This is a genomic window from Peribacillus deserti, from assembly GCF_016909175.1.
GTDB lineage: Bacteria > Bacillota > Bacilli > Bacillales > DSM-1321 > Paraperibacillus > Paraperibacillus deserti.
The window spans coordinates 257,162-280,545 of record NZ_JAFBFI010000002.1; the positions used below are offsets into that span (position 1 = coordinate 257,162).

22 protein-coding genes and 3 pseudogenes are annotated in these 23,384 nt (G+C 40.0%); 9 read left to right on the top strand and 16 right to left on the bottom strand.

All coding sequences use genetic code 11. From position 1 onward, the window contains the following. Nucleotides 1-15 precede the first annotated feature (15 nt). From JOC77_RS03415 to JOC77_RS03425, 3 genes are all read left to right on the top strand, one after another. Nucleotides 16-633 carry a UPF0175 family protein gene (locus JOC77_RS03415; RefSeq protein WP_204538599.1) on the top strand — a complete coding sequence of 206 codons (618 nt, stop codon included), beginning with the start codon at nt 16-18 and terminating at the stop codon, nt 631-633. 343 nt (nt 634-976) lie between these two features. Beyond that, complete coding sequence (locus tag JOC77_RS03420) at nt 977-1,420, top strand: hypothetical protein (protein WP_204538602.1); 444 nt, start codon at nt 977-979, stop codon at nt 1,418-1,420. 159 nt (nt 1,421-1,579) lie between these two features. After that, nucleotides 1,580-1,978, top strand: a complete 399-nt coding sequence (locus JOC77_RS03425; RefSeq protein WP_239558568.1) for a VOC family protein — start codon at nt 1,580-1,582, stop codon at nt 1,976-1,978. Nucleotides 1,979-2,540: 562 nt separating this feature from the next. Here JOC77_RS03425 and JOC77_RS21145 read toward each other — a convergent pair. Next, nucleotides 2,541-2,743, bottom strand: a pseudogene (locus JOC77_RS21145) (YitT family protein); the annotation flags it as partial. A 978-nt stretch (nt 2,744-3,721) separates the two neighbouring features. Here JOC77_RS21145 and JOC77_RS03430 point away from each other — a divergent pair. Then, nucleotides 3,722-4,186: a M48 family metalloprotease gene (locus JOC77_RS03430; RefSeq protein ID WP_204538605.1), complete on the top strand. Its 465-nt coding sequence runs from the start codon at nt 3,722-3,724 to the stop codon at nt 4,184-4,186. Between the two features lie 540 nt (nt 4,187-4,726). On the opposite strand, the gene JOC77_RS03435 is transcribed toward JOC77_RS03430, so the two are convergent. Further along, nucleotides 4,727-6,016, bottom strand: coding sequence for an NCS2 family permease (locus JOC77_RS03435; protein ID WP_204538608.1), 1,290 nt, complete (start codon nt 6,014-6,016; stop codon nt 4,727-4,729). 125 nt (nt 6,017-6,141) lie between these two features. Here JOC77_RS03435 and JOC77_RS03440 point away from each other — a divergent pair, with 125 nt between their 5' ends. Beyond that, nucleotides 6,142-7,011 (top strand): LysR family transcriptional regulator, encoded by an 870-nt coding sequence (locus JOC77_RS03440; RefSeq protein WP_204538611.1) that lies wholly within the window; start codon nt 6,142-6,144, stop codon nt 7,009-7,011. Nucleotides 7,012-7,084: 73 nt separating this feature from the next. On the opposite strand, the gene JOC77_RS03445 is transcribed toward JOC77_RS03440, so the two are convergent. Beyond that, entirely contained in the window at nt 7,085-8,323 is a 1,239-nt protein-coding gene (locus JOC77_RS03445; protein WP_204538614.1) for a threonine synthase, read from the bottom strand. A 227-nt stretch (nt 8,324-8,550) separates the two neighbouring features. On the opposite strand from JOC77_RS03445, the gene JOC77_RS21510 reads away from it, so the two are divergent. Both JOC77_RS21510 and JOC77_RS21150 read left to right on the top strand, forming a co-directional pair. Next, nucleotides 8,551-8,682, top strand: coding sequence for a hypothetical protein (locus JOC77_RS21510; RefSeq protein ID WP_275585041.1), 132 nt, complete (start codon nt 8,551-8,553; stop codon nt 8,680-8,682). After that, nucleotides 8,661-8,738, top strand: a pseudogene (locus tag JOC77_RS21150) (hypothetical protein); the annotation flags it as partial. The gene JOC77_RS21510 and the pseudogene JOC77_RS21150, both read left to right, overlap by 22 nt. Nucleotides 8,739-9,100: 362 nt before the next feature. On the opposite strand, the gene JOC77_RS03455 reads toward JOC77_RS21150, so the two are convergent. Then, nucleotides 9,101-9,238 carry a hypothetical protein gene (locus JOC77_RS03455; RefSeq protein WP_204538618.1) on the bottom strand — a complete coding sequence of 46 codons (138 nt, stop codon included), beginning with the start codon at nt 9,236-9,238 and terminating at the stop codon, nt 9,101-9,103. Between the two features lie 148 nt (nt 9,239-9,386). Here JOC77_RS03455 and JOC77_RS03460 point away from each other — a divergent pair. After that, nucleotides 9,387-9,536, top strand: a pseudogene (locus JOC77_RS03460) (YozQ family protein); the annotation flags it as partial. Nucleotides 9,537-9,594: 58 nt separating this feature from the next. Here JOC77_RS03460 and JOC77_RS03465 read toward each other — a convergent pair. After that, complete coding sequence (locus JOC77_RS03465) at nt 9,595-10,455, bottom strand: manganese catalase (RefSeq protein ID WP_204538624.1); 861 nt, start codon at nt 10,453-10,455, stop codon at nt 9,595-9,597. A gap of 705 nt (nt 10,456-11,160) precedes the next feature. Here JOC77_RS03465 and JOC77_RS03470 point away from each other — a divergent pair. Then, a complete protein-coding gene (locus JOC77_RS03470) occupies nt 11,161-11,811 on the top strand; it encodes a C40 family peptidase (RefSeq protein ID WP_204538627.1) in 651 nt (216 codons plus the stop codon). A gap of 45 nt (nt 11,812-11,856) precedes the next feature. On the opposite strand, the gene pbp4b is transcribed toward JOC77_RS03470, so the two are convergent. The 11 genes from pbp4b to JOC77_RS03525 form a co-directional block, all read right to left on the bottom strand. After that, nucleotides 11,857-13,245: a penicillin binding protein PBP4B gene (gene pbp4b, locus JOC77_RS03475; RefSeq protein ID WP_204538630.1), complete on the bottom strand. Its 1,389-nt coding sequence runs from the start codon at nt 13,243-13,245 to the stop codon at nt 11,857-11,859. A 453-nt stretch (nt 13,246-13,698) separates the two neighbouring features. Then, nucleotides 13,699-14,322, bottom strand: a complete 624-nt coding sequence (gene kynB, locus JOC77_RS03480; RefSeq protein ID WP_204538633.1) for an arylformamidase — start codon at nt 14,320-14,322, stop codon at nt 13,699-13,701. 21 nt (nt 14,323-14,343) lie between these two features. Then, entirely contained in the window at nt 14,344-15,198 is an 855-nt protein-coding gene (gene kynA, locus JOC77_RS03485) for a tryptophan 2,3-dioxygenase (RefSeq protein WP_204538636.1), read from the bottom strand. 349 nt (nt 15,199-15,547) lie between these two features. After that, entirely contained in the window at nt 15,548-16,522 is a 975-nt protein-coding gene (locus JOC77_RS03490; protein ID WP_204538639.1) for a quinone oxidoreductase family protein, read from the bottom strand. A gap of 15 nt (nt 16,523-16,537) precedes the next feature. Then, nucleotides 16,538-17,317 carry an enoyl-CoA hydratase/isomerase family protein gene (locus tag JOC77_RS03495; RefSeq protein WP_204538642.1) on the bottom strand — a complete coding sequence of 260 codons (780 nt, stop codon included), beginning with the start codon at nt 17,315-17,317 and terminating at the stop codon, nt 16,538-16,540. 86 nt (nt 17,318-17,403) lie between these two features. Further along, nucleotides 17,404-18,183 carry an SDR family NAD(P)-dependent oxidoreductase gene (locus tag JOC77_RS03500; RefSeq protein ID WP_204538645.1) on the bottom strand — a complete coding sequence of 260 codons (780 nt, stop codon included), beginning with the start codon at nt 18,181-18,183 and terminating at the stop codon, nt 17,404-17,406. A gap of 15 nt (nt 18,184-18,198) precedes the next feature. Next, nucleotides 18,199-19,977, bottom strand: coding sequence for an acyl-CoA dehydrogenase family protein (locus JOC77_RS03505; RefSeq protein WP_452435373.1), 1,779 nt, complete (start codon nt 19,975-19,977; stop codon nt 18,199-18,201). Beyond that, nucleotides 19,952-20,740, bottom strand: coding sequence for a 2-phosphosulfolactate phosphatase (locus JOC77_RS03510; protein ID WP_204538651.1), 789 nt, complete (start codon nt 20,738-20,740; stop codon nt 19,952-19,954). The genes JOC77_RS03505 and JOC77_RS03510 overlap by 26 nt, the downstream gene beginning before the upstream one ends. An 18-nt stretch (nt 20,741-20,758) precedes the next feature. Continuing rightward, on the bottom strand, nt 20,759-21,838 hold the full coding sequence (locus JOC77_RS03515; RefSeq protein ID WP_204538654.1) for a phosphotransferase family protein: 1,080 nt from the start codon (nt 21,836-21,838) through the stop codon (nt 20,759-20,761). A gap of 28 nt (nt 21,839-21,866) precedes the next feature. Then, entirely contained in the window at nt 21,867-22,268 is a 402-nt protein-coding gene (locus JOC77_RS03520) for an acyl-CoA thioesterase (protein ID WP_204538657.1), read from the bottom strand. Nucleotides 22,269-22,440: 172 nt separating this feature from the next. Continuing rightward, nucleotides 22,441-23,322 (bottom strand): 3-hydroxyacyl-CoA dehydrogenase family protein, encoded by an 882-nt coding sequence (locus JOC77_RS03525; protein ID WP_204538660.1) that lies wholly within the window; start codon nt 23,320-23,322, stop codon nt 22,441-22,443. Nucleotides 23,323-23,384: the final 62 nt, after the last annotated feature.

A 23,384-nucleotide genomic window follows, 5' to 3' on the forward strand; every position in this document is an offset into this window, starting at 1 on the left:
AAGGGAGTAGTTTTAATGGGGAAGAAAAGCAAGGGTCATTTTTGTATAACATGCGGCCGGCATCGGCCAAATGATAAATTTAGCGGGAAAGGCCACAGTCAACACATTTGCAGAGATTGTAAAAAGACCGCAAAAAAGGGACGAAATCAACTGGGGGACACTATATTTGAATCAGATGAAAATTTTGCATATATAGTAGGTTACACGGAAGGTGGAGTACCATATGGCATTACTCACGAAGAGTGGGACGAGATAAAGCAGTTTGAGATTGAAGTAAATGAAGATCGAGTGTTAATTAAAGTTTCAAAAGAGATTGGTGATAAACTTAGGAATAACTACAAGGAAGATTCTCTAGAACTATCCATCCATACATCAATAGCCATTTCGTTATTTCTAACAAGTTCGATTTCTATTCAAGAAGCAGCCTCTTTAGCCGGTCGCAATGTTAATGAGTTTATAAATTTATTACAGACTAATAGAATTCCTTGGAGTCTGGGAGGAGAGGACGGTAATAAAGAATACCAGAAAAGCATTGAGGATCTCTTAATGTTTATAGATCATATTAAACAAGATGAGAATAACTATAGAAGTTACGGTCTGGAAAAATGGAGAACCGATAAAGGTACACTATAAGAATGATATTTTCATTGCTCCAGATCAGAACGGAACTTATATCTTAGATATTGTTTTAAAATGCGGACCAAGGCACCGTTCATTATGTAAGGGAATGTTGTTTTTAAATGAATAGACTACTAATAATATTGTTAATCGGATGATGGCTAACCACCTAGTGATATTCTTCTTAATAGTAACAATTGCATTCTCATTCTTCTTGTATATAGTTAAGGGAATAGGGAATGAGGGTATCTCTGCAGGTTATTTTGTTATTTCGGGATGAACAGCATGCCCAGTAAGACTAACCTAACGGGTTCGGTTTTGACGTAGAAAAAATAAAACGCTCTTGGAGGTGTATGAAGTGGTTAAACGCATTGAAATCATTAATGATTTAGAAACCTTCCAGGGGACATGTTATGTAGAGATAATACCAGGGAAATATTCAGGAAAGGATTGGGTTAAGGGATCTTTATTTTTTACAGATGAAACGTTTACCTTCTTTTCGAAAGCGATTGAAAAACATTATAAAAATTATTCTCTCTGGGGAATAAGTGAGATAAACAGGGACACCTGGAAGTTAATTGTAGCAGAGCTTGAAAATCTCAAGTTGTTTCTAACTAACAATCCTAAGGCAGAAGATTTAAATAACCAAATCGAATTTCTGTATTTAGAAACCACAAAGAAATTTTTTTTAGGAAACCTAAATCAAAATTTAAAAGATTTAGTCCAGGTGCTCGATGATCTCCAATTGTGGATAACAGAGAAGAGCAAGAATAATGAGTATATCTCAATTTTAGGTGTTTAACATTAAACTTTAATAATGAACCCTTACAGATGGTCCTTTTATTTTATGGCATTACATCTCCCATAATTGAAAATGCTGTTCTTGTAGGAAGGGATATTATATAGGCTGAGTGATCACTGCATCTCTATATCAGGAGTTTTTAGGTATGTCGAGAGAATTATGGTTGAACCTGCCAGTGCGTGGACCAGAACGGGCAAAGGCGTTTTATACGCAGCGTTTCGGTTGAATGAGCTGTATGCGAGTCAAGACGGCTCATTCAGCATGATCGTCGGCGACAATCAGGTTGTTTTGATGCTCTTCCCGGTAACCGTGTTCCGCGGTTTTGCTGGTAATGCGGTTACGGATTCGTGGCTGGGCACTGAAGTGTTATTCTCTCTATGGGCAAACTCTAGGGATGAAGTGGATGAGTTCGCCTTGAAAGCCGAACGTGCCGGCGGCACTGTATTCAGCAAGCCGGCTGAACAGAGTGGCTGGATGTACGGCTGCGGTTTTGCTGATCCGGACGGTCATCGGTGGAACACGTTGTATATGGATATGAGCAAGATGCCGCAAGGGTGAAAGCCCGATTCGCCATTTCGTGACGAGTGTTTAAAGAGAAAGTAAAATAAAGTTACTTATCTAACGGGTGCGTTCGTATTATAGGTTAACCAGTTTTTACTGGTTGATCTTTTTTTTAGGACCTATGATTTCAGTAGCCAGAGTAGAACGTACGGGTGCGTGGGAGCGTGATCCCGTGAACTAAACTGTTCGCCCCCTACTTGTAGAAGGATGTTTGAGACTGGTTGGGACATATGATCTCGTATAACTAGTGAAGCTATGGAACTACAGGAAGGATAGTGGTTACTGGTGAGTAGTTTCACACAATTCTTGATGAGGTATTTCCTGAATATAGAGGACCACAAGAAAAAACTGATCTAGAAAAACCTTCTAAATAATAATTGGAGGGTTATTTGTCGTGTAGTTGAATAGTATAACACTTGTGATATTTCTTTTTAATAAAAAAACAATTGACTCCTATTAGCTGGTTTATTTTAAGATCTCTATGTTGCCTACTTCAGTCCTTTTGTTGATTCGCTAATGGGCAGTAAATTGAACAAGAAAAATAAAAAGCATTCTATATTTAATGATTCTTATCTTTATCATAACTTGGCGATGTACTAGAGTGTGTTAATATGCAGTCTAATACTTTTTCAGTAAATGGCATAAAGTAATTAAGTAAAAACCCCCATAAACAAACAGTTAATAAGTTCCAATGCCAATTGGTCCATTTAAAAGCATTGCTATAATTAAGAATACAAGGTAAATTTTTCCGATATGAAAAAAGCACAGAGTGTAATTAATCTTAAACGTCGAAAAGGAAATTGTTAGCTCTAAAATTTCAGAAATCGAGCTAGTCTGGTGATCTTAGAGGCAATTTATTAAAAAATATTTAAGACAGTAATATAATCGTCAGGAAATCAGAAAAAGTCCAATAACAAGAAATCGCACTGTTGGTCACAAGAATAAAGCCGTTCTCTAAATCGAGATTGATCTTTATTTGGATTATATAAATAAGTCATCTAGTAACAATCTATTATCATTAAGCAAACAGTGGAAGACAAGACAATTCTTTCATTTAATGTCGGAAATCCTTTGTTGTTATACATTTTTGTTAATATGGGTGGGGTATAACCATCAGCATTAATAAAAATAATTTCTTGGTTTACATAATACTTATTATAGGAAGATGTTTAAAAAGAAGGGAAACTATCTCAAAACCCAAGATTACTTAAAACAGTGAGAAATTTTTAAAAATGAGATTAAATTTTTTTTGAGTTATTGACTGGTCGTTATTTATCTTTTTCATCATTGATTAGAATATTATTGAGTTTTTTCATTAAAAGTTTTTAAGTGACACGATTTTGTTGATATTTTTTTGTATAACTTGCTTTTGTGTTAATCTGACTGACGTACATATTGAATTTCTATAAAAATCTCCTGGATATTTAAACTGAAAAAAATTATTTTCAAAGTTTACATAATTCCTCCTTATACAATTTCATCTCTTACAGTCATTCATCTCCTTATTGTTATTTACCGCATTTCCTTCAAATAAGTATGAACTTCCCATTTTCTTTCAGCCTGGTATATCTCAGTTGCTATGTTGTCCATACTTTTGGTAACTACCTCCAATTTATTCCTTTTTATTTTCCTATTTCACTGCTATTTAATTGCTGTTTCTTAAATATATATAGCTTAATCTGATTTACCTTTAACTTTTTGTCCATGCCCCGGAGAATTGACAATCAGGAGGGAAAATGTATGAACTGCTTTGGAGGCATATTGGATCCAAGTACATACAACCTGGAAAAACCAATTGGGATACTGGAGGATAAAAATACGATTTTAAAAGCTCATGGAGTTCATTCAGCGGATCAATTGAAGATGCTTGGCATCGACTGCAGATTATTATCCGTTTTTTGCACATCTAAATCAGAAGAATTTGGCGGCTTTATTGTTGTATTTGATTACATGCGCTTTTGTTCAGACAAAGAGTTAATGGAAGCCATAATATGGCACGAAATTGGGCATCTAGCCAATCCTGTAACGCTGAATACCTTCAATATTGAGGCGGAAATTGCCTGTGATCGCATGGCCTTTGAAAATTCCGGCCCGAGTGGGATAATAAAGCTGTTAGTCAAAACAAAGGAAATGGGTAAAAATCTAGGGAATCAGCTGTTAGTAGAACTAACTAACCAGCGGCTTTATGCCTTATCTACTTATTAATACAAAAAAATAGCTAAGAACTCTTAGCTATTTTTTTTCTTCCGTTATAAAGCTATCTGCAGCTTTTGCTGATGTATGCAGCAAGATACTTGGAATTCTATATTATGCAAAGACTTTATTCATTCGCTAATAAAGGAATAAAAGATTAGGAACATAAACAAAATATCATCAAGTCACTTCGAAAGACCGCTTATACTATTCTGCCTTATCCAGCAGCTACCTATCACCTTTTTCATCGTACTTAAATGCATCATTACGAACGGCCCCTTTAGAGTTAAATTAAAAAATTCAATAAGCAAGGGAATGAGCTTATGATGCCAAAAACAAAAGCCAAATGAAAATATACATTCGGCTTTTGTTTGTTCATTAAATTTTGCTCGAAAAGCCCTTTAAGTCTCAGCTAATCAGGTTTATAGGTTAAATCCGCTGGGTGATGAAAAGATGAGATTAACTTATTGAATTGAAGAATCATCGATCCATCCCCCCTTTCTAATGAATATCACTAATTATACTGCGCGTACCAATTTTAGGAAGTCATTTTTATAAGTTAATCCCATTTACAATGAAGTTGGCTAAAAACAACGCAGCGATTATATATAAAGTCATACTAACTTCACGGCCCTTGCCTACTAGCAGTTTAATGATAGGATATGCTATAAATCCTAGTGCAAGGCCATCCACAATGCTATATGTGAGAGGAATAAAGACAATAATTACATAGGCCGGGAAGCTCTCAGATAGATCATCAAGATTAATCCCCTTAATGCTTTGAAGCATAAGAGCACCAATTAGAATTAATACGGGTGAAATGGCACTGTCTGGGATGACCTTAATTAATGGAATCATTAAAAGGGATAGTAAAAACAGAAACCCTGTAACCACACTTGTCAGTCCGGTTCTGCCTCCCGCCGTGATCCCTGCAGTTGCTTCTACGGTCGCCACTGTTGGACTAGACCCGAAAATGCCGCTTGATAGAACCGATACAGAGGTAGCCTGCAGTCCTCTTTTATACTTTTCTGGTCGTCCCGCCAATCGCGTTTGTCCATAAACCAGCCCGATATTCTCAAAAATAACGACCATGGCAAGCGAAAAAGTGGCGAACCAGAATGTTAACGAACCAATTGCCGTAAAGGACAGCGCTCCGAATACATGTGTATATTCACCAAATGAGGGAACACTCCAGTCCAAGTTATTTAAATCAATAAGCCCGAACGCGAAAGCAATAATCGTATTTATGATAATACTGATTAATATATTACCGGGAACATTCCTAATAAAAAGTGTTATCGTAATAATAATTCCAATCAAAGTTGCTAATACTGCGGGATCAGCCAGATTCCCGAGAGATACCAGTGTATCTTTGTTTGAAACAATAACCCCTGTCTTTTGAAGACCAATCAGTGTCAGGAGAATCCCTATTCCCACCGTGAGCCCTTCTTTTAAGGAATCAGGTATAGCCTTTGAAATAGATAATGCCAGCGGTGTGAAAGCAATAATCACAAATATGACGCCGGTAACTGTGACCACTGCCAAGGCTTCCTGCCATGACAATCCGCTTTTCTGAACCAGAGTATAAGCAAACATTACATTAATCCCCATACCTGGTGCCAGTATAAGCGGTGCATTACTCCAGAATCCAACGAGGAAACAGCTCACAACACAAGTTAAGATCGTTCCTATGATAGCTGGTTCATATGGAATGCCTGCGTCTGCCATAATAGCTGAATTGACAGCAACAATATAGACAATCGTTATAAAAGAAATTAGACCAGCCATAACTTCCTTCATTATGGTCGTTCCATGCTGCTCTAATTTAAATATTTTATCCATGCAATAACCCCATAACACTATTTATTTTAATCACTAAAGTATGTTAGCATAATAACGTCTATACGAAAAATATCTAAAAAATATATTTTCCATACTTAAAACATATACAAAAGAGGTGAGCTCTTATGGATATAAGACAATTACGGTATTTTATTGCCATTGTAGAAGAAGGAAATATAACCGCAGCTGCAAAAAGACTTCATATCGCTCAGCCTCCCTTAAGCCAGCAGCTGAAATTAATGGAGGAAGAGCTGGGAGTTATTTTACTAGAAAGACAAGGGAAAAAGTCTGAAGTGACCGATGCAGGCCATGCTCTTTATAAGCATGCACTTCAAATCACTTCTTTATTTACAGAAGGAATAAAAGAAATAAAAGAGATTGGACAAGGAATTCAAGGGCAGATTCATATAGGCGTCAATACTCTTTCTTCCTTCCCTCTTTCTCAATATCTTCTAAAATTCCAGGAAAAGTATTCGAATGTTACTTATAAAATTATCCAAAGTGACTCTCCCCACTTAACTGAATTAATAGAAGAGCGGGAATTGGACCTAGCCATAGTCATGCTCCCTATCTCAGAAGAAATATTCCATTCGGTAAGCATTGAAAAAGACTCTTTCGCTGCGGTTTTTCCAAATAACATGAATATAGAAAATCCAAGTCTAAATATTATGGATATAGCACAGTATCCCCTCATTCTTCCTAGTATTGAAGGACTTGGGATTCATACTATGATTACTAAAGAATTCAACAGGCTGAACCTGGAACCTAATATTATTGGAGAGTGCTCCGATATTGCCCTGCTTCTTCAGCTCGTTTCATCAGGCTTTGGTGTATCCATCGTACCGCAGTCCGTGCTGGCTGTTCATCCTGGTATCTGTGTTCACAGCATAGAGCTGACTGATACTCAGTTAGAATCGGAAGCAGCCGTTATCTGGCTGAAAGACCGCTATTTATCTAAAGCGGCTGAGCAGTTTATAAGACTCCTGGCTGAATAATGATTAGCAGCTGCTTTTTTTTAGTAAAAAAACACCCCTTTTCTTATAACGAAGGGGTGTTTTACTTATATTTTTATTTCAGTACACTGCTTACTGCTATTTTACTTGCCGAGTCACCGCGTTCTAAAACAGGTGGGTCTGTTTCCACCAGCTCAGGATATTTAATTCCCTGCCCGGTGTTCAAACATACTACCGTTTCGCCTTCTTTAATCCAGCCATTCTCCCTAAGTGTTGCAGCGGCTGCAAATGTTGCAGCACCTTCTGGGCAAATGAAGGCACCTTCTATTTGTGCCGTTTCCCTGTGTACCTTTTTTATATCCTCCTCGGTAACAGCGATAGCACATCCATCTGTTTGATATAAAGCATCAAGTACCAGGAAGTCACCGATGGCTTTCGGAACATTGATTCCAAAGGCAGCTGTTTCTGAATTCTCCCAGAAAACTGATTCCGTTTTTCTTTCTTGCCATGCCTTTACAATCGGGGCACAGCCTTCAGCCTGAACTGCTACTAAACGAGGGATTTTATTGCCTTTGATCCAGCCCAGCTCCTGCCATTCCTTAATTGCTTTATAAATCCCGATTAAGCCTACACCGCCTCCTGTCGGATAAAGAATCACATCGGGAATGGAGTCCTCAAACTGTTCAAGAAGTTCGTATCCCATAGTCTTCTTTCCTTCAATCCGGTATGGCTCCTTTAATGTAGAAGCATCATAAAATCCCTGATCCTTCACCAATTCGCCAACAATTTTGCCGGCATCGCTGATTAATCCATTCACTAAGTATAAATGGGCTCCGGAAACAGCTACTTCTTTTCTTGTTATAGGCGGTGCATCTACCGGCATGATGATGTATGAGTCAATCCCAGCTCTGGCAGAATACAAGGACCAGGCTGCGCCGGCATTTCCATTCGTCGGCATTGCGAGCTGCTTAATGCCCAATTCCTTCGCTTTAGAGACACCAACAGCTGCACCTCTTGCTTTAAATGAGCCTGTCGGGACCAATCCTTCATCCTTCATAAATAATTGAGGAATTCCTATTTTAGCGCCAATGTTACTCATAGGAATGATAGGCGTTAAACCCTCACCAAGAGAAACCACATGAGCGGGATTTCGAACTGGAAGCAGCTGATGATACCTCCACAAATCATGTCTCTTGGTGTTGATCACTTCGTTTTTCTTTTTTCCTTTTAATGAATCGAGATCATACTCGACCAGTAAGGGAGAACCGCATATGCACAATTGATTGACTATAGTATCATCATATGTCGATTTACATTTTGGACAGACCAGGTGGCTTATTGAACTAAATGACATGTAAAAACCTCCAATATATGTAATAGCAGCTCCAAGTTTCCTCTTCATATGGAAGGGGTGCAGCTAAATAATAGAAAAATAGGTTCTCATATAGTTTTCGCAATATTCCTTCAGTATAAAGTGGGTAATCTGATAAGTCAACTTGGATATACACTCGAACCTTTACAATTTAAAATTCGCCAAGGAAAAAAGTATGATTATGGAAACATTTAGTTGGAGGAAATAGGATGAGAGAATATAAAAATTGCCAAAGCTCTGGAATGCCGTTATCACGTGACGAAAAAAAGGTGGTACAGAAAAAAACGGAGAAAAAAGCACCAAGTGGTGCAGCCATTGTTTTGAACATGGAAATTTCGTAAAGCCAGACCTTACTGTTCAGGAAATGAAAAAGCTCGTCGAGGAGAAAATAACTTAAAAACCTTTTAAATAGACGCCGCTAGTAGCTTGCTAGCGCGATATGGCTGATAAAATCAGTTTCAAATAAGAGATATAAATTACAAAAAACCACAAAAGATTATTAAAGGATGAATGGTCCGAATACATATGCGCCGTAGTGGACAGCTTTTTATACGTTCTTCTGCAGTCCCGCCACTCTAAGGAAACGGTCGAGCTGGCATAGTAAACCCCTTTACCTTCCCTAAAGAGATTCTAAATTACTCTCTGATTTAGACAGCGGTGATTTTTTATGTGTAATTTTTGTTATATAAATTTTGAGATAGCCGAAGCAGACCCAAAGAAAAAAGCCAGCAAACCTAGCTGACTTTCAAATTTACTTTGCTAGTTTTCAGTGGCTTCTTCTGGATTAGGCTGATTTTTTGTAGGCGCAGTCTCCATTTCTCCTACTTCATAATCCAAGCTTATTTTCTCATACCTTTTGTAATCATCTGGGCGGTCTTCTCCAACTTTTCTTTCCATTCTTCACACCTCCTAGTTAGAGGTTTCCCTCTTGCAGGTAAGGTTATGAAATAAAAACATTGCTAATTAAAAGAACTACATTTGACACATAATAACGGTGAAAGGAGGTTTTTACATGTCTCATAAAAACGCATATAATCACAATTCGACTAAAATTGCAGGAAGATATTACGATCCTTCTGATTACAAAGGGAATACTCAGCTGGAAAATGGATTGGCTACCACTCATGAACAGGTGGGAGACGATTATTTTGAAGGTACAGTGGATCAACTGTTAACATCTAAGGACGATGAATGATCGAATGGCTGTTCAGGCTGCCGTACATTTGGCAGCCCTTTTTCTTGAGATTCAATCTCTAGGCAAGGTTTGGCGGGACATCTTCTTCCTGGCGCATCGCCGCCGGAGGTGTATCATGAATATAAGGCGGAGCGGGTTTTAGTTTTGGTTTGCCTGCAAAGGGAAATGGACATTCAACGTACTGGAATACTCCTTTTCCATCCATTGAGGGTCCTTGCGCCCAGCGGCCTGCTGCACTTTGATTGCCCTGGGAGAAATTAAACAGTACATAAGATACTTCCTGCTTTTCTAATTCGCGCGGGAAAGTGGTTGGGACTACAATATCGCCTTCTTTTGCTTCCAGTTCAGCAATTGCCGCAGCCCACTGGTTCTGGTGCATGGTATCTCTTGCAAGCAAGAACGAAAGCATATCCTTGACGCCTCGGTCAGTTGTTTCTTCGTATAAGCGAGCGACCTGGAGCCGGCCCTGTGCCTCAGATGCGAGATTATAACGAAAATCCGCAAGCAGATTTCCGCTCGCAATCATATAATCAGCATTCCACCTATTTCCCATTGCATCAACTGGCATGGCCCCTAAACCAGATACAATCGTATGCTGAGGATTCATCCCTCCAAGAATAGCTCCTATAACCGGGTTCTGAGCAGCTGTTTCCTGATCACCGACCGGCGCCCCATCTAGCAAACGAGCAATCATCGTACACAGCATTTCGACATGGGCGATTTCCTCTGTTCCGGTGTCCAGCAGCAAATCACGGTATTTTCCATCTCCCCGTGTATTCCAGCCCTGGAATAAGTATTGCATCATTACTGTCATTTCTCCAAACTGGCCACCCAATGCTTCCTGAAGCTTTCTTGCAAATATGGGATCAGGTCTTTCGGGTTTTGCTTGATATTGGAGTTCTTTAATATGATAAAACATGGAATCCCCTTTTCTCTAAAGAATTAAAAGCCTACACATTAGACTATTCATTTTTCTCTAATAGGTGGACCATATTTAGTAAAACTATATAAGGGCCTTCGTGGATCAATGGTTTTTTCTTGTTTTCCATGTACGTTTTGATGACATTTCATAATTAATCGTAAACCATGTGAGAACAGGTTTACCTCGCAGTATGTATGATTCTATTTATCAGTCTGGCTTCCCAAAATTTCTCGCTAGACTTTTCACAAGGAACCTTCATAATCTGGAGCGATGGAATTTATAAATCACTGTTTTGGTTTTAGAAACGGATTTATCATAATTAGCTAGAAAGACCCTATGTATGGTCTTTTTATTTTTTCATGAGATATATTTTTAAGTTTTAGCATGGTTCTATAGAACAACTCTTCACCTTCCATCTCCCACACTGTTAAAATCTATTTATTATATAAAAACTGCCATGAAAAGTAGTGTGAGTAATTTCCTGTTAATCCTCATTTTTCATGGATATCCATATTCTTTTATTATTTTCCTGTTAATTCCAAGGAACCTGGTTATTCTCTAGGTTTCTACTATTTTCCTTGGACTTTTTACCTATTTTTTGTAATGGAAATGTAACGAAATTTGACGTTTCTTGAAACGAAAATTTAGTAGGATATAAACAAAGAAATATAGAAAGAAACTTCAGGGGGAAATGGGAATAATATGAAAAAGTTTTTTGCAACTACAGCTATTGCTTCTGTTCTTATGTTATCGCCACTGCAAGCCTTCGCTAATATCGGAGATGTCACTTTAAAACCAGCACAAACACATACAGATGTTAAACAACTTCAAGCTTTACTAAAAGTAAAATCCTATTTTAACTATACGGGTTCTTATACTACTTATTACGGTTCATATACGACAGACGCTGTTAAAAGATTTCAAAAGGCTAAAGGTCTGACGGCAGATGGTATTTCTGGCTCTTCTACCTATAAAGCACTTGGAGTCTATAATGTTGATATTGCTAGATTAATCAATTATTCCAAGAAGTTTATGGGAGTTCCATATGTTTGGGGCGGAACGTCTCCTTCAGGTTTTGATTGTTCTGGGTTTATCTATTATGTATTCAAAGATCAGGGAATTTATCTTCCTAGAACTTCATCCGCTCTTTATTCATCCATCGGCTTAAGAGTATCAGCTCCAAAAGCTGGAGACCTAGTATTCTTTAATACGTCTGGAAGCGGTGTGTCACACGTTGGAATTTATATCGGAAATAACGAGTTTATCAGTGCTACTTCATCTAAAGGAATCTCCATTGCTTCAATGAGCAACACTTATTGGGCACCTAGATATCTTGGAGCAAAAACTCTATAAAAATAAGCAGCCATTACGGGCTGCTTATTTTTTATGATTCAATATCTACTTCTGGTTCTCCAATAGCGATTCATAAACGCCCGTAACTACACTGCCATACTGGCCTGTATTGAACACGTCTCCCGCTGACTTGTTTGGATTTTCCTTATTATTGATCAGTGGAGAATGCTTTTTATTGGTCAATAATACGATTCCGAGATTCTTCTTTCGGTCAATAACGGTTACTGTACCCGTCCAGCCTGTATGTCCTACGACATTCTCATCTGCATATGGCCCAAACATCCACTCCATCGATTCATTGCCATTCCTTCTCCATCCTAAACCATAGGTAGGGTTCATATCTGAAGGAGCCACAAATTGGTCAATCGTTTTCTTATCAAAAAATTTAACTGCTCCGTATCCGCCATTATTAATCATCACCTGAAGAAGTACCGCTAAATCCCCAGTGTTTGAAAAGAGTCCAGCGTGGCCAGATATACCATCCATAGCATAGTAAGCTTTTTCATCATGAACTTCACCTTGTAAAGTATATGTTCTTATATTTGGAAAACTGATCACTCCATCGCGGGTATTTCCCATTAATTCGGTGGCCGCAAATTCCTTCGTCTTGAACCCGTGATCGAGCGGATTAAAAGTTGTATGCTTTAATCCAAGCGGCTTGTAAATATGTTTGGATATATATTGATCCAGCCGTTCTCCAGTAATTTTCTCAATTATATAGCCAAGCAGCATATAATCGACGTCACTGTAGATATTTTTGGTGCCGGGTTCATATTGCAAAGGTGTTTTTGAGATCATTTTTAAAGTAGTATTTCGGTCCTGTGAATAAAGATCCTTAGAAACCGCAGGATTATGGTACTGCGGATCAGCTGGAAAACCGGCACTATGGTGAAGGATATCAATAATTTTTAGCTTATCCTTCCCTTTAATCACATCAGAAGGCTGGTCTTGAAATTCCGGTATATAATGCTGAACGGTTTGGTTTATATCCAATTTCCCCTTGCTCACAAGCTGCTGGAGGGCAAAGTTTACTGAATACATTTTAGTATTAGAGGCTAAATCAAACATTGTATCTTTTTTCATTTTCTGAGGATTCTTAAGCGGCGTTAACCCACTATATTTTTTTGCATAGCCATAGGCTGTGTTCTTTACTACTTTCCCGTCTTTAATAACGAGGAGGACAGCGCCTGGAAATCCCTCGTCTACTTCTTTCTGAATCATAGCATCTACTTTTTGAAGTTTCTCCGAAGAAAAACCCGCTTCTTCAGGAGTCTTTGCCTTCCTTAATACTGGATATTGCGATTGCTTCTTTTCGTCGTAAGATGACTTGGATGAAGCCGTGTGATTTGTACCGGCAAAAGCAGCAGGGGTAACAGCCGCAAGCAGCGATACAGTTAATAGTGATGTTACAGTACAATTAGCTAACTTATTCATGACTCTTCCTCCCTCTTTCTAGTAACCTATTAGAAAGCTATCGTAAATAGCGAAATCCCAGATCAATATGGATGGTAACATGTCAGTTCGAATAATAAGCATACCTCCTATATCCCAAGTATAGGCAAGCATAAAGCGTAAATTTAAAAGCAAAATCTGTTAAAGGGTAAGCATAAATCACTGAAAGAAAAGCACAAACCTCTCAAAAAACATGAAACCAAATCTTACAATTATTAAGTTGTACTTGACTGTAAAGCTGCATTTTTATAAAAAACGATAACCTTCTTTAATAACAGCTTTTTCCACTCTACATCTTCTTTAATTACTTCTATAAATTAAAAATACCTTTTTCTTAAAATTCTGGAAAATGCCATATCTCCTAATCTAGTTAAGGACTGAATACCTAGCTTTATCCACATTATAAAAACCCCTGATAAACAGGGGTTAAGAAATCTATTTTTTCCTAAGAACTGCCCTGACTGGACTGCCATCTCCCTCAGTAATCGGCAACGGGAGTGCCGCTAATTCATACCTGCCTTCCTCAATTTCGTCTAAAACAAGTCCTTCCAAAATATGAATGCTATTCTTCGACAGCATATGGTGTGCTGGAAGCTCTTTGCTGTCTAACTGGTCTACGGATGGCAGATCAAGGCCAAGCAATCGGACACCATTCTCTGCAAGTAATACAGCTGCCTCTGGTTCCACATATGGGATACTTTCAGGGAAAACACGTTTGTCCTTCCAATGGTCTGTACGGATTATAAGCCTGGTTACACCTTTTATTGATTTTGGGGTCAATTCTTCGATGCCTATCTTAGAAACCCCAGGAAGATAAATCACTTCTGCTTCCCCGATGTATAAGTTAATATCCAAATCTATTACCTTAATGCCCTCGTTATCAAAATGAAAAGGAGCATCTATATGAGTTCCTGTATGGGTGCTCATTTCCAGCTTCCCGACATTAACAGATCCGCTCTCCTCATAGGGCCAGGATACTTCATATGAAAAAGGAGTATCACCTGGCCATACGGCCATTCCTTTGCTTAGCGGCTGGGAAATATCTATCCATTTATTCATGTACTTCCTCCCTCTCATTTATTAAAGCTTGGTCCTCAAGCTCCACAGCTCCGGAAAGAACTGATGATCCAGGACTCTTTTCAAATATGTAACTCCTGAAGAACCGCCCGTTCCCGTTTTATGGCCAATGATTCTTTCAACTGTGGTCATATGGTTAAAGCGCCAGATCTGCTGCTGGCTGCTTATATCCACCAGTTTTTCTGCTAGCTCATATAAATCCCAATAACGGTCCACATTTCGATATACTTCCATCCATGCCGCTTCAACGCTGTCGTTTGCCTGATATGGCTGGGACCAGTCTCTTTGCAAGCACTGGGAATCAATTTTTAAACCATGTGAGGATAAGGCTTGGATGGAAACATCGTATAGGCTTGGCTCGTGAAGAGATTGGTTCAGTTCGGCGAACAGCACGGGTTCATGCTTGTACACAAGTAATGTCCTTTCATTTTTATAGCCAAGATTAAACTCTATTAATCTATTTTGATAGGACTGAAAACCTGATGAACTTCCGAGCTTATCGCGGAACTCTAAATACTCAGCAGGTGTGAGTGTGGATAAAACGCTCCAGGACTGAATTAGCTGCTGCTGAATTCTGGAGACTCTGGCAAGCATTTTAAAAGCAGACTCTAGATCATCTCTTTGGATACTTTCTTTTGCACTCTGTATTTCGTGCAATTCAAGCTTCATCCAAAGCTCGCTTACTTGATGGATGATAATAAACAGCATTTCATCGTGATGACCTGAAAGCCGTATCTGGCTATTTAATATGTTGTCTAATTGAAGATAATCACCATACGATAAATCCTTCTGGAAATCAGTCTGAATTCCCTTTTCCCATACAGTGTCCTTTTTTGAATTGTTTTGATTTTCCTCCACTAACTTCCCCCCTATATGTAAATAAATGAATACGCTTTCTATTTTGGTGGATATGGATAGAATCCGTCAACCGCTGATTTGATGAATGAGCGTGATTTATGTTATAATTCAGTCAATTAAATACAGTACAGCATAAGTCATAATATAAGGGCACAACAATTCATTAAATGCGTTCCCGCGATTTTCATCTCGCGGTGGATAGAACCCCAAAGCACACTTTGTCGCAAATAATTTACATAACGGCGGATATGTATAATGCAAACATTCATAAATGAAAAAGCAAGATTCCTTTTAGAAATCTTGCTCATTTCTACACGCTCGCTGTGTATTTGATATTCTTACTTCTCATTTAAGGAACTAGTATAAGCTTTCCTTTTGTTTTTCTTGACTGCATAAGTGAGTGTACCTTTGGCGCTTCTTCAAGAGGGAACACTTCACCAATTGTTAATGTAAGTTTTCCCTGGGATAGATAGGTAAACAGCTCTTGCATACTTGGGATCAATAAATCTGGTTTTCTCATAATCTGGGGAAGGAAAAATCCAATAATCGACTGATTTCTAGCCATCAAGGATGAAGGATACATTCTGCTTTGTTCACCGCTGGCCACTCCATATATGACGAGCCGGCCAAAAGCAGCCAGACATTTTAGAGTCTTGTAAAAAACGTCGCCGCCAGCCATTTCAAGAGCAACATCGACGCCTTTCCCGCCGGTAGCATCTAATACTTCTTGTTCCCAGCCCTCTTTTGTATAGTTTACTAGAACATCAGCACCCATTTCCCTGGCAAGCTCCAGTTTGTCTTCACTGCTGGCTGTGGCGATTACTTTGCCCGCCCCAAAGAGCTTTGCAAGCTGAACGGCTATCGTTCCCACACCTCCTGCTGCTGCATGTATTAATACGCTTTCCCCAGCCTCAAGCCGGCCCATTGTTTTCAAAATATGATAGGCACTTAATCCCTGTAATGGGAGTGCAGCTGCCAGATTAAAATCCAGCCCTTCCCCAATTGGAACGATCGACCTCTCATCAGCTAGCGCGTACTCTGCGTATCCTCCTGATTCTATTAAGCTTACAACTCTTGTGCCTGGTTTAACGCCAGTCACTTTCTCTCCCACTTCAGCTACAATACCTGCAACTTCCGCCCCTGGAACAAATGGAAGCGGAGTAGGCACTACATACTGGCCTTCTCTTCTTGCGGTGTCGGCGTAGTTGACTCCAACAGCATGAACCTGAATTAAAACTTCACGTCCTTTTGGCACCGGCTTTTCTAGCTCAACTTTTTGTAAAACCTCTGGGCCGCCATATGCGGATAACTGAATCGCTTTCATCTTTTGCCTCCATCATTAATTACCGGTAAATACCGGTTTTCTTTTTTCTTTAAAAGCAGCAATTCCTTCCTGATGGTCATCGGTTGAGATCATAAGAGTCTGCGTGATTCTCTCTTGTTCGAGTATGTCTTCTAGGCTCGCTGTCATAGAATGATCGATCAGCTTTTTCATCATGGCATACGCTCTTCCCGGACCGTTTGCAAGCCTGGAAGCGTATTTTAATGCTTCTTCTTCTAGCGTTTCAGCAGGAACAAGCGCATTCACTACTCCAAGCTCATACATCCGCTGGGCAGATACGGGTTCTCCGCTGAAGAAAAATTGCTTGGCAAGATGCGGGCCGATCAGCCTCGGTAAAAAATACGAGCCTCCGCCATCGGAAATCAGCCCCACTTGAGAGAAGCTTAGTGCAAACTTGCTATCTTCGGCCGCAAGGATGAGGTCACAGGCAAGAGCAAGGTTAAAACCAGCGCCGGCTGCAAAACCGTGGACAGCCGCAATAATAGGTTTTTCCGTTCCTTTGATCGCCAGAATACATTGATTCAGTCCGCCAATATGCTCGTAAACCTCAGTTGGGCCTGCCTGGCCCATGGTTTTTACATCTCCGCCTGCACTGAACGAACGGCCGGCTCCTGAAAGAATGATCACTCTAACTTCAGGATTTTGAGAGGCTTCCTTAAGTGTAAGAGTTAAGTTTGATATCATTTCCGGACTGAACGAGTTCAGGCTTTCGGGCCTGTTCAATTGAATAGTCATGATTCTTTCTGACACCTGTACCAGTAAGTGCTCATTATTCATATCGATCGCTTCCTTTTAATTATTTTTAATTTAATGAGGATCATAAAATAAACAGGTATAGGTGCTCACTGATTATCTGTAAAACCTTATTTGATCAGCCATCCGCCATCGGCCAGAATATCTGTTCCGGTCATATAAGATGCTTCGGGTGAAGCTGCAAAAGCAATGATATTGGCTATTTCATCAGCTTTGCCAACGCGGCCGAGAGCAGTATTCCTGGCGATGGCTGCAGCGAATTTTTCATTTTGAAGTCCATCTTCTGTTAAAGGGGTTTCAACAAATCCGGGTGAAACCGAGTTGACTCTAATCCCGAAAGCCGCCATTTCTAAAGCAAGTGACTTGGTAAAATTAATCACGCCAGCTTTTGCAGAGCTGTAATGGGGAATATGTGCTCCTGCCTGATGGCCTGATAAAGAGGCAACATTTACAATAGATCGATTCTTCCTTTCTAAAACCTCATGCTTAACCCCTGCCGCCATTATTTTTCCAAGCTCTTTTGAGACGAGGAAAACACTTTTTAAATTTACATTTTGTACCTCATTCCATTCCGTTTCGGGAGTATCTAATATTCTTGACTGTGCTGATCCTCCTGCATTATTTATAAGAATATGTAAATCGCCGAAATTGCTATCTACAAACAGGGCTAGCTCTTGAACGGATTTTTCATTTGTAACATCTGCCTGGAAAACGGACGCAGCCTTCCGATTTAGAAGGGAGTTAATTTCATCAGCACTAGCTTCAAGCTTTGAAAGGGTTCTGCCAACAAGGATCACTTCAGCGCCTTCTTTTGCCAGCCTTATTGCGGCCGCTTTTCCAATTCCGCTGCCTGCCCCTGTAATAACCGCTGTTGTATGGGTAAACCTCATTAATTCGTTCCTCCTTTAAGACGAAAATTCCCCATGCTCATTTTGATAATCTGCGATGCTCCTATTGCGAAGAAAATTATTATCCGAAGCTTGAAGCCGGGTACACTCCCTGATAATAAGCTTTTGCAGCTGTCTGGAATGATCATCTGCAGTTAATTGAGATACAAGCGTTCTAGACAGGCGCTCTGCATCCCACATTACCTCTTCCAAGAAGGCTTCAGCCAGCCCGATCTTTACAGCTTCGTTTTCTTTTCCGTTTTTTTCTACCGCCTTAATAGTCCGGTAAACAGCTGACTCTGCAGCGAACAAGCCGATCGCTAAATCAGCCAGCCTCATTAATGTTTCCTGCTCATCTGCGAGATTAGCACCAAATGAATCATAAGCAAGCCCTGAGCATACCAGGAATAAGTTGCGAATCAGATCGATCCTTTCACGCTCGCTGGATAACGGACCAGTATAGGGAGAAGATTCAGGATTTTGGAGCTGAAGCATCGCTTCGTGAACTTTGGTTTTTAGGTTCAAATCGCCTTTAAGAGTTTTTCTAAAAAGATGTGTTGGAATAAGAAGGCGGTTTATTTCATTTGTACCTTCAAAAATTCGGTTAATCCTGGAGTCCCGGTAAACTTGTTCAATGCCGTAATCCTTAATAAATCCTGCCCCGCCAAAAAGCTGTAAAGCTTCATCGGCCACATAATCGAGAGTTTCTGAACCGAACACTTTACAGATGGCACACTCTGCTGCAAATTCACTGAGTCTTTTTGAAACTGTATTCCGGTCGTTGGTTTCGTATAAGTCACCTAGAGCTTCTTCTAATAAACCCGCAGTGCGGTACTGAATCGATTCTGCGGCAAAAATCCGCGCCGCCATTTTGGCCACTTTTTCTTTAGTGGCCGGGAATTCAGCGATTGTTTTTCCAAATTGCTTTCGTTCCCCTGTATATTGAACGGCCTTTTTAAATCCATATTTTGCTGCCCCCATACAGGCTGAGCCTAAATTGAAGCGCCCTAAATTTAAGACATTTAAAGCAATAGCATGTCCTTTTCCGATTTCACCAAGCAGGTTTTCCGCTGGAATAAGACAGTCCTCTAAAATAACGGAACGAGTTGAAGAACCTTTGATTCCCATTTTATTTTCTTCAGGTCCAAGTGTCAGGCCCGGAAATCCCTTTTCCGCAATAAATGCGGTGAAATGATCGCCATCTACTTTGGCATATATAATAAAAGTGTCTGAAAAGGCAGCGTTCGTGATATATAGTTTGGTGCCATTTAAAATATAATGAGTTCCTTCTTCATTCAGACGCGCTGTGGTCTGAGAAGAAAGAGCATCTGATCCTGCATTCGGCTCAGTCAGGCAATAGGCTCCAATATATTCTCCTGATGCCATTTTAGGCAGATATTTTTTCTTTTGCTCTTCCGTTCCAAAATAGGTGATGGGGAGGGTTGCAATACAGGTGTGATTTGAATGCGCCGCTCCATAACCGCCTGAAGGGCCGATCATTTCTCCTACAATGCCCTTGCTGATTTTATCCAGGCCAAGCCCGCCATATGCTTCGGGTATGCTGTGTGCCAGCAGACCAAGCGAACCTGCCTTCCTGAGCTTTTTGACCACTAAATCGAAATTTTGATTTTCAATCTCTTCAGAATAAGGAGCCACTTCCTTTTCAATGAACTGCCGAGCCGTTCTGCCTATCATTTTGTGTTCGTCAGTGAAATCCTCAGGGGTAAATAAGTAAGAAGCATCTGTTTTAGATACTAGGAAACTAGCACCTTTATAAATGGTTTTTGTCAGTTCCAACATGCAAGCCTCCTTGTAGTATGGTTTCGGCTGTTTCCTGCTTGGTAACTTTTCCGCCTGAAAACAGGGGCACAACTAGTGATGTCCCGATTGAAGCTGCTAACTCCAATTCATCCAGCATTCCGTATTTCAGAAGCATTTGTCCGACCTTCGCTTCTGAAAGAATTTCCATGGAACGTCCAACATTTCCTCTATAGAAAAATAAGGCCGCCTTTGCTGCATCTGTTAATTCATGATCCTTAGCGCTGCTTCCTGTTAAACAATCAATAAAATGGCCTGCCCCATAGAAATCTTCTAAACTCAAGCTGCCAGAGTTCCCAGAACAGATGACAAGGATAACTGAATCGTTTGTATAATCATTACGTACTGCCCCTGCAACAGATGGGTTATTCAGAAGGCAGGAAAGGTATACCCTTCTTGCTGAAGAAGCTTTCTTGAGTGCCACAGTTCCATTTGTTGTAGATAAAAATAGAGCTCTGCCTTTCACTGCCTCTTTCAAAATGACCGGACTGGGATATAAGAAACCATCAATCGGTTTTGCACACAATTCACCGGCAATAACAAAGTCTTTTCTATATGCTGATGACATCAGCAGGGCAGCTTCCGGAGTTTCGGCTGTGATAACTTCTATCGCGCCATCCTCGAGAGCCGATGTGATTGTGGTAGTGGCTAATAAAACATCGAAAACTACGGCAACTTTCTTTCCTGCTGCTATTTTTGCTTCATGGATTTCTTCCTTCGTGGCCAGCAGGTGGATTTTCATGTTTCTGCCCCTCTTTTCTTACAACTGTCTATCATCATTGGCAATGTTTGCTCCATGTGTAATGAGACTTTTTACAAAGCTGTCGAAGCGGGCGAATCTTTCATCATTTGTCTGCCCATTTTTATAGCGGTAAAAAATCTGCTGGGCAATGACCGCTAATTTGAAGTAAGCAAAAGTTACATAAAAGTTCATATTCGTGATATCTCTTCCGCTTTTTCTTGCGTATGCCTCCATGAACTCTTTTCTCGACAAAAAACCAGCTTGCACCGTTACAGGCGGTTTTCCTAATCCGGTCTTCAGCAGCTCCGGGTCATCTTTTTCAGTCCAATAACTCATGGCTGCCCCAAGATCCGCCAGCGGGTCTCCTATTGTAGACATTTCCCAGTCAAACAAACCGGCCATTTTCTCCAGATTATGGTCGAACATAGAGTTGTTTAATTTGAAATCATAATGAATAAGGGCAGCTTCATGAACGGAAGGAACTTTCTTAATCAGCCATTGAGTCAGCTTATCTGCTCCTTTAATATCGGAGGTCTTCGCTCTCTCGTAACGGCCGATCCAGCCATGAACCTGCCTTTCCATGAAACCGTCCGGCCTGCTGATTTCTTCTAAGCGTGTACCTTTATAGGGAATCGAATGCAGCTCAGCCAGCTTATTTACCATTTCATGTGAAATCCGGCTGCATAGCTCGGGTGTTGCTGATATTCCTTCGGGAAAAGAAGAATCAATCACTATCCCGTGTTTGCGTTCCATCACAAGAAAAGGGCTTCCTGTTATTTCTTTATCTTCCCAATACAAGAGAGGCTTAGGAGCCGCTGGAAATAATGGATGAACCTCAGAAAGAATTTGATATTCCCGGCTCATATCATGTGCTTTGGGAGCAAGGGGCCCTAGAGGGGGTTTTCTTAAAACCGCTTCCCATTCACCTATTTTCAACTCATATGTTAAGTTTGAATGGCCAGCTGCAAATTGCTGAATTTCTAATTTTCCGGATGGGAGGTCCGCAAACCTTTCACGCAAAAATTGTTCCAATAGCGCTATATTTAGTTCTTCACTTCGTCTTACAGGTATGGTCTGCCGGTCGGCCTGCTTGGGCATAATTTCCCTCCTGTTCATTAATTCTGGTTTATGAATGAATTAAATTGTTTTTTAAGGCTTCCTTTAATAAGTCGGGAAGCACTTCGCTCTGCTGTTTTTCGAAGTCGAAAAATACAACAACTGCTGTCCCTTTTGCTATTAATTCTCTAGTTTGGGAGCAGGTAATTTCATGTTCTATTTGGAAACTTTTCGTGCCGATTTTTGAAACATAGGTTTTTATTGATAGAATTTGATTGAAATATCCCTGATTCATAAAGTCGCACTTGGCAGATGCCAGAATAAAGTTCCAATCCTTCAGTCTCATGCTATAGCCGAGTGATTCAAAAAACTTAATCCGGGCTTCCTCCAGGTATATAAAATAACTTGTATTGTTGATATGCCCCAGAGCATCTGTTTCACAGAACCTCACCGTAACTTCAGTTTCCTGCATAATGATTCCTCCTTTAAACATGGATGAAATACCGGTTTTTTAAAAACTGATTGTATATTTTTTTCTTTTGTACTTGATGCTTCTTCAGCTAATGCTTCATTATAAATAGAGGTGCTCAAAAGTCCGTTAACGGCCTCTTAATAAGCTGCTGCAAGTGCCGTAAAATTTCCTCTTATTTGACTCCATGTTTTTCATAGGTATACCAGCCTTTGCCTGTTTTTTGGCCCAGTTCGCCTTTTTTAACTTTTTCTTCAATACAGGCATAAGGTTTATCCTCAGGGTCGCCGGTTTCTTTATATCTTTGCTCCATTACAAAATAACCGACGTCAATTCCAGACAAATCCATAAGCTCAAATGGGCCGATCGGATGGTTAAGTGCTTTCCGGCAGATGATATCTATATCCTTATAATCCGCTATTCCTTGTTCGTATAAATGCAGAGCCTCCCGCTGCAGAGCACCTAGAATCCGATTCGCGACAAATCCGGATATTTCTTTGTTTAATAAAACGGCTGTACGGTTCATTCTTTTGCAAACCTCCATAACGGCCTCGGCAGTATGCTTGGATGTATTCGCGCTTTTGACAACTTCCACGCAATCCATAACAAGCGGAGGGAAGAAAAAGTGCATATTCACAATCCTTTCAGGACGGTTCGTGACCGGGGCAAGCAAACTATTAACAATGGTTGAACTGTTTGTGGCAAAAATCGTATGAGGAGAGGCATACTCTTCAAGCTTTGAAAATACCTCTCTCTTAATCTCTAATTTTTCCACGACGGCCTCAATGATTAAATCAGCCTTCCCAGCCGCTTCTTCAAGGCTGGTGGTAAAGTATAGCCGGCTAAAGGCATAATCTAAAAGGTCTTCAGAAATTTTCCCCTTTAATACCCATTTGTTCATGAGAGATTGCAGGTTTGTTTGAGCTTGTTCAAGAGCACCTGCTTGTACATCCTGAAGAGTTGTTTCATAGCCTCCCAGAGCACAGAGCATGGCAATCTGGTGTCCCATTTGTCCTGCTCCTATAACAGAAATTGTTCGAATTTCTTGATTCTCCATCTTTACTCCTCCATTTTATACTAACCAGTCAGTATGTTATGCATAGAAGAATCGGGAGAAGT

What these genes read in the sequence shown, in the direction of transcription:
- JOC77_RS03415 (WP_204538599.1), top strand. Translation starts at nt 16, where the DNA reads ATGGGGAAGAAAAGCAAGGGTCATTTTTGTATAACATGCGGCCGGCAT.
- JOC77_RS03425 (WP_239558568.1), top strand. Translation starts at nt 1,580, where the DNA reads ATGGTTGAACCTGCCAGTGCGTGGACCAGAACGGGCAAAGGCGTTTTA.
- JOC77_RS03430 (WP_204538605.1), top strand. Translation starts at nt 3,722, where the DNA reads ATGAACTGCTTTGGAGGCATATTGGATCCAAGTACATACAACCTGGAA.
- JOC77_RS03435 (WP_204538608.1), bottom strand. Translation starts at nt 6,016, where the DNA reads ATGGATAAAATATTTAAATTAGAGCAGCATGGAACGACCATAATGAAG.
- JOC77_RS03440 (WP_204538611.1), top strand. Translation starts at nt 6,142, where the DNA reads ATGGATATAAGACAATTACGGTATTTTATTGCCATTGTAGAAGAAGGA.
- JOC77_RS03445 (WP_204538614.1), bottom strand. Translation starts at nt 8,323, where the DNA reads ATGTCATTTAGTTCAATAAGCCACCTGGTCTGTCCAAAATGTAAATCG.
- JOC77_RS21510 (WP_275585041.1), top strand. Translation starts at nt 8,551, where the DNA reads ATGAGAGAATATAAAAATTGCCAAAGCTCTGGAATGCCGTTATCACGT.
- JOC77_RS03455 (WP_204538618.1), bottom strand. Translation starts at nt 9,238, where the DNA reads ATGGAAAGAAAAGTTGGAGAAGACCGCCCAGATGATTACAAAAGGTAT.
- JOC77_RS03465 (WP_204538624.1), bottom strand. Translation starts at nt 10,455, where the DNA reads ATGTTTTATCATATTAAAGAACTCCAATATCAAGCAAAACCCGAAAGA.
- JOC77_RS03470 (WP_204538627.1), top strand. Translation starts at nt 11,161, where the DNA reads ATGAAAAAGTTTTTTGCAACTACAGCTATTGCTTCTGTTCTTATGTTA.
- pbp4b (WP_204538630.1), bottom strand. Translation starts at nt 13,245, where the DNA reads ATGAATAAGTTAGCTAATTGTACTGTAACATCACTATTAACTGTATCG.
- kynB (WP_204538633.1), bottom strand. Translation starts at nt 14,322, where the DNA reads ATGAATAAATGGATAGATATTTCCCAGCCGCTAAGCAAAGGAATGGCC.
- JOC77_RS03490 (WP_204538639.1), bottom strand. Translation starts at nt 16,522, where the DNA reads ATGAAAGCGATTCAGTTATCCGCATATGGCGGCCCAGAGGTTTTACAA.
- JOC77_RS03495 (WP_204538642.1), bottom strand. Translation starts at nt 17,317, where the DNA reads ATGAATAATGAGCACTTACTGGTACAGGTGTCAGAAAGAATCATGACT.
- JOC77_RS03500 (WP_204538645.1), bottom strand. Translation starts at nt 18,183, where the DNA reads ATGAGGTTTACCCATACAACAGCGGTTATTACAGGGGCAGGCAGCGGA.
- JOC77_RS03510 (WP_204538651.1), bottom strand. Translation starts at nt 20,740, where the DNA reads ATGAAAATCCACCTGCTGGCCACGAAGGAAGAAATCCATGAAGCAAAA.
- JOC77_RS03515 (WP_204538654.1), bottom strand. Translation starts at nt 21,838, where the DNA reads ATGCCCAAGCAGGCCGACCGGCAGACCATACCTGTAAGACGAAGTGAA.
- JOC77_RS03520 (WP_204538657.1), bottom strand. Translation starts at nt 22,268, where the DNA reads ATGCAGGAAACTGAAGTTACGGTGAGGTTCTGTGAAACAGATGCTCTG.
- JOC77_RS03525 (WP_204538660.1), bottom strand. Translation starts at nt 23,322, where the DNA reads ATGGAGAATCAAGAAATTCGAACAATTTCTGTTATAGGAGCAGGACAA.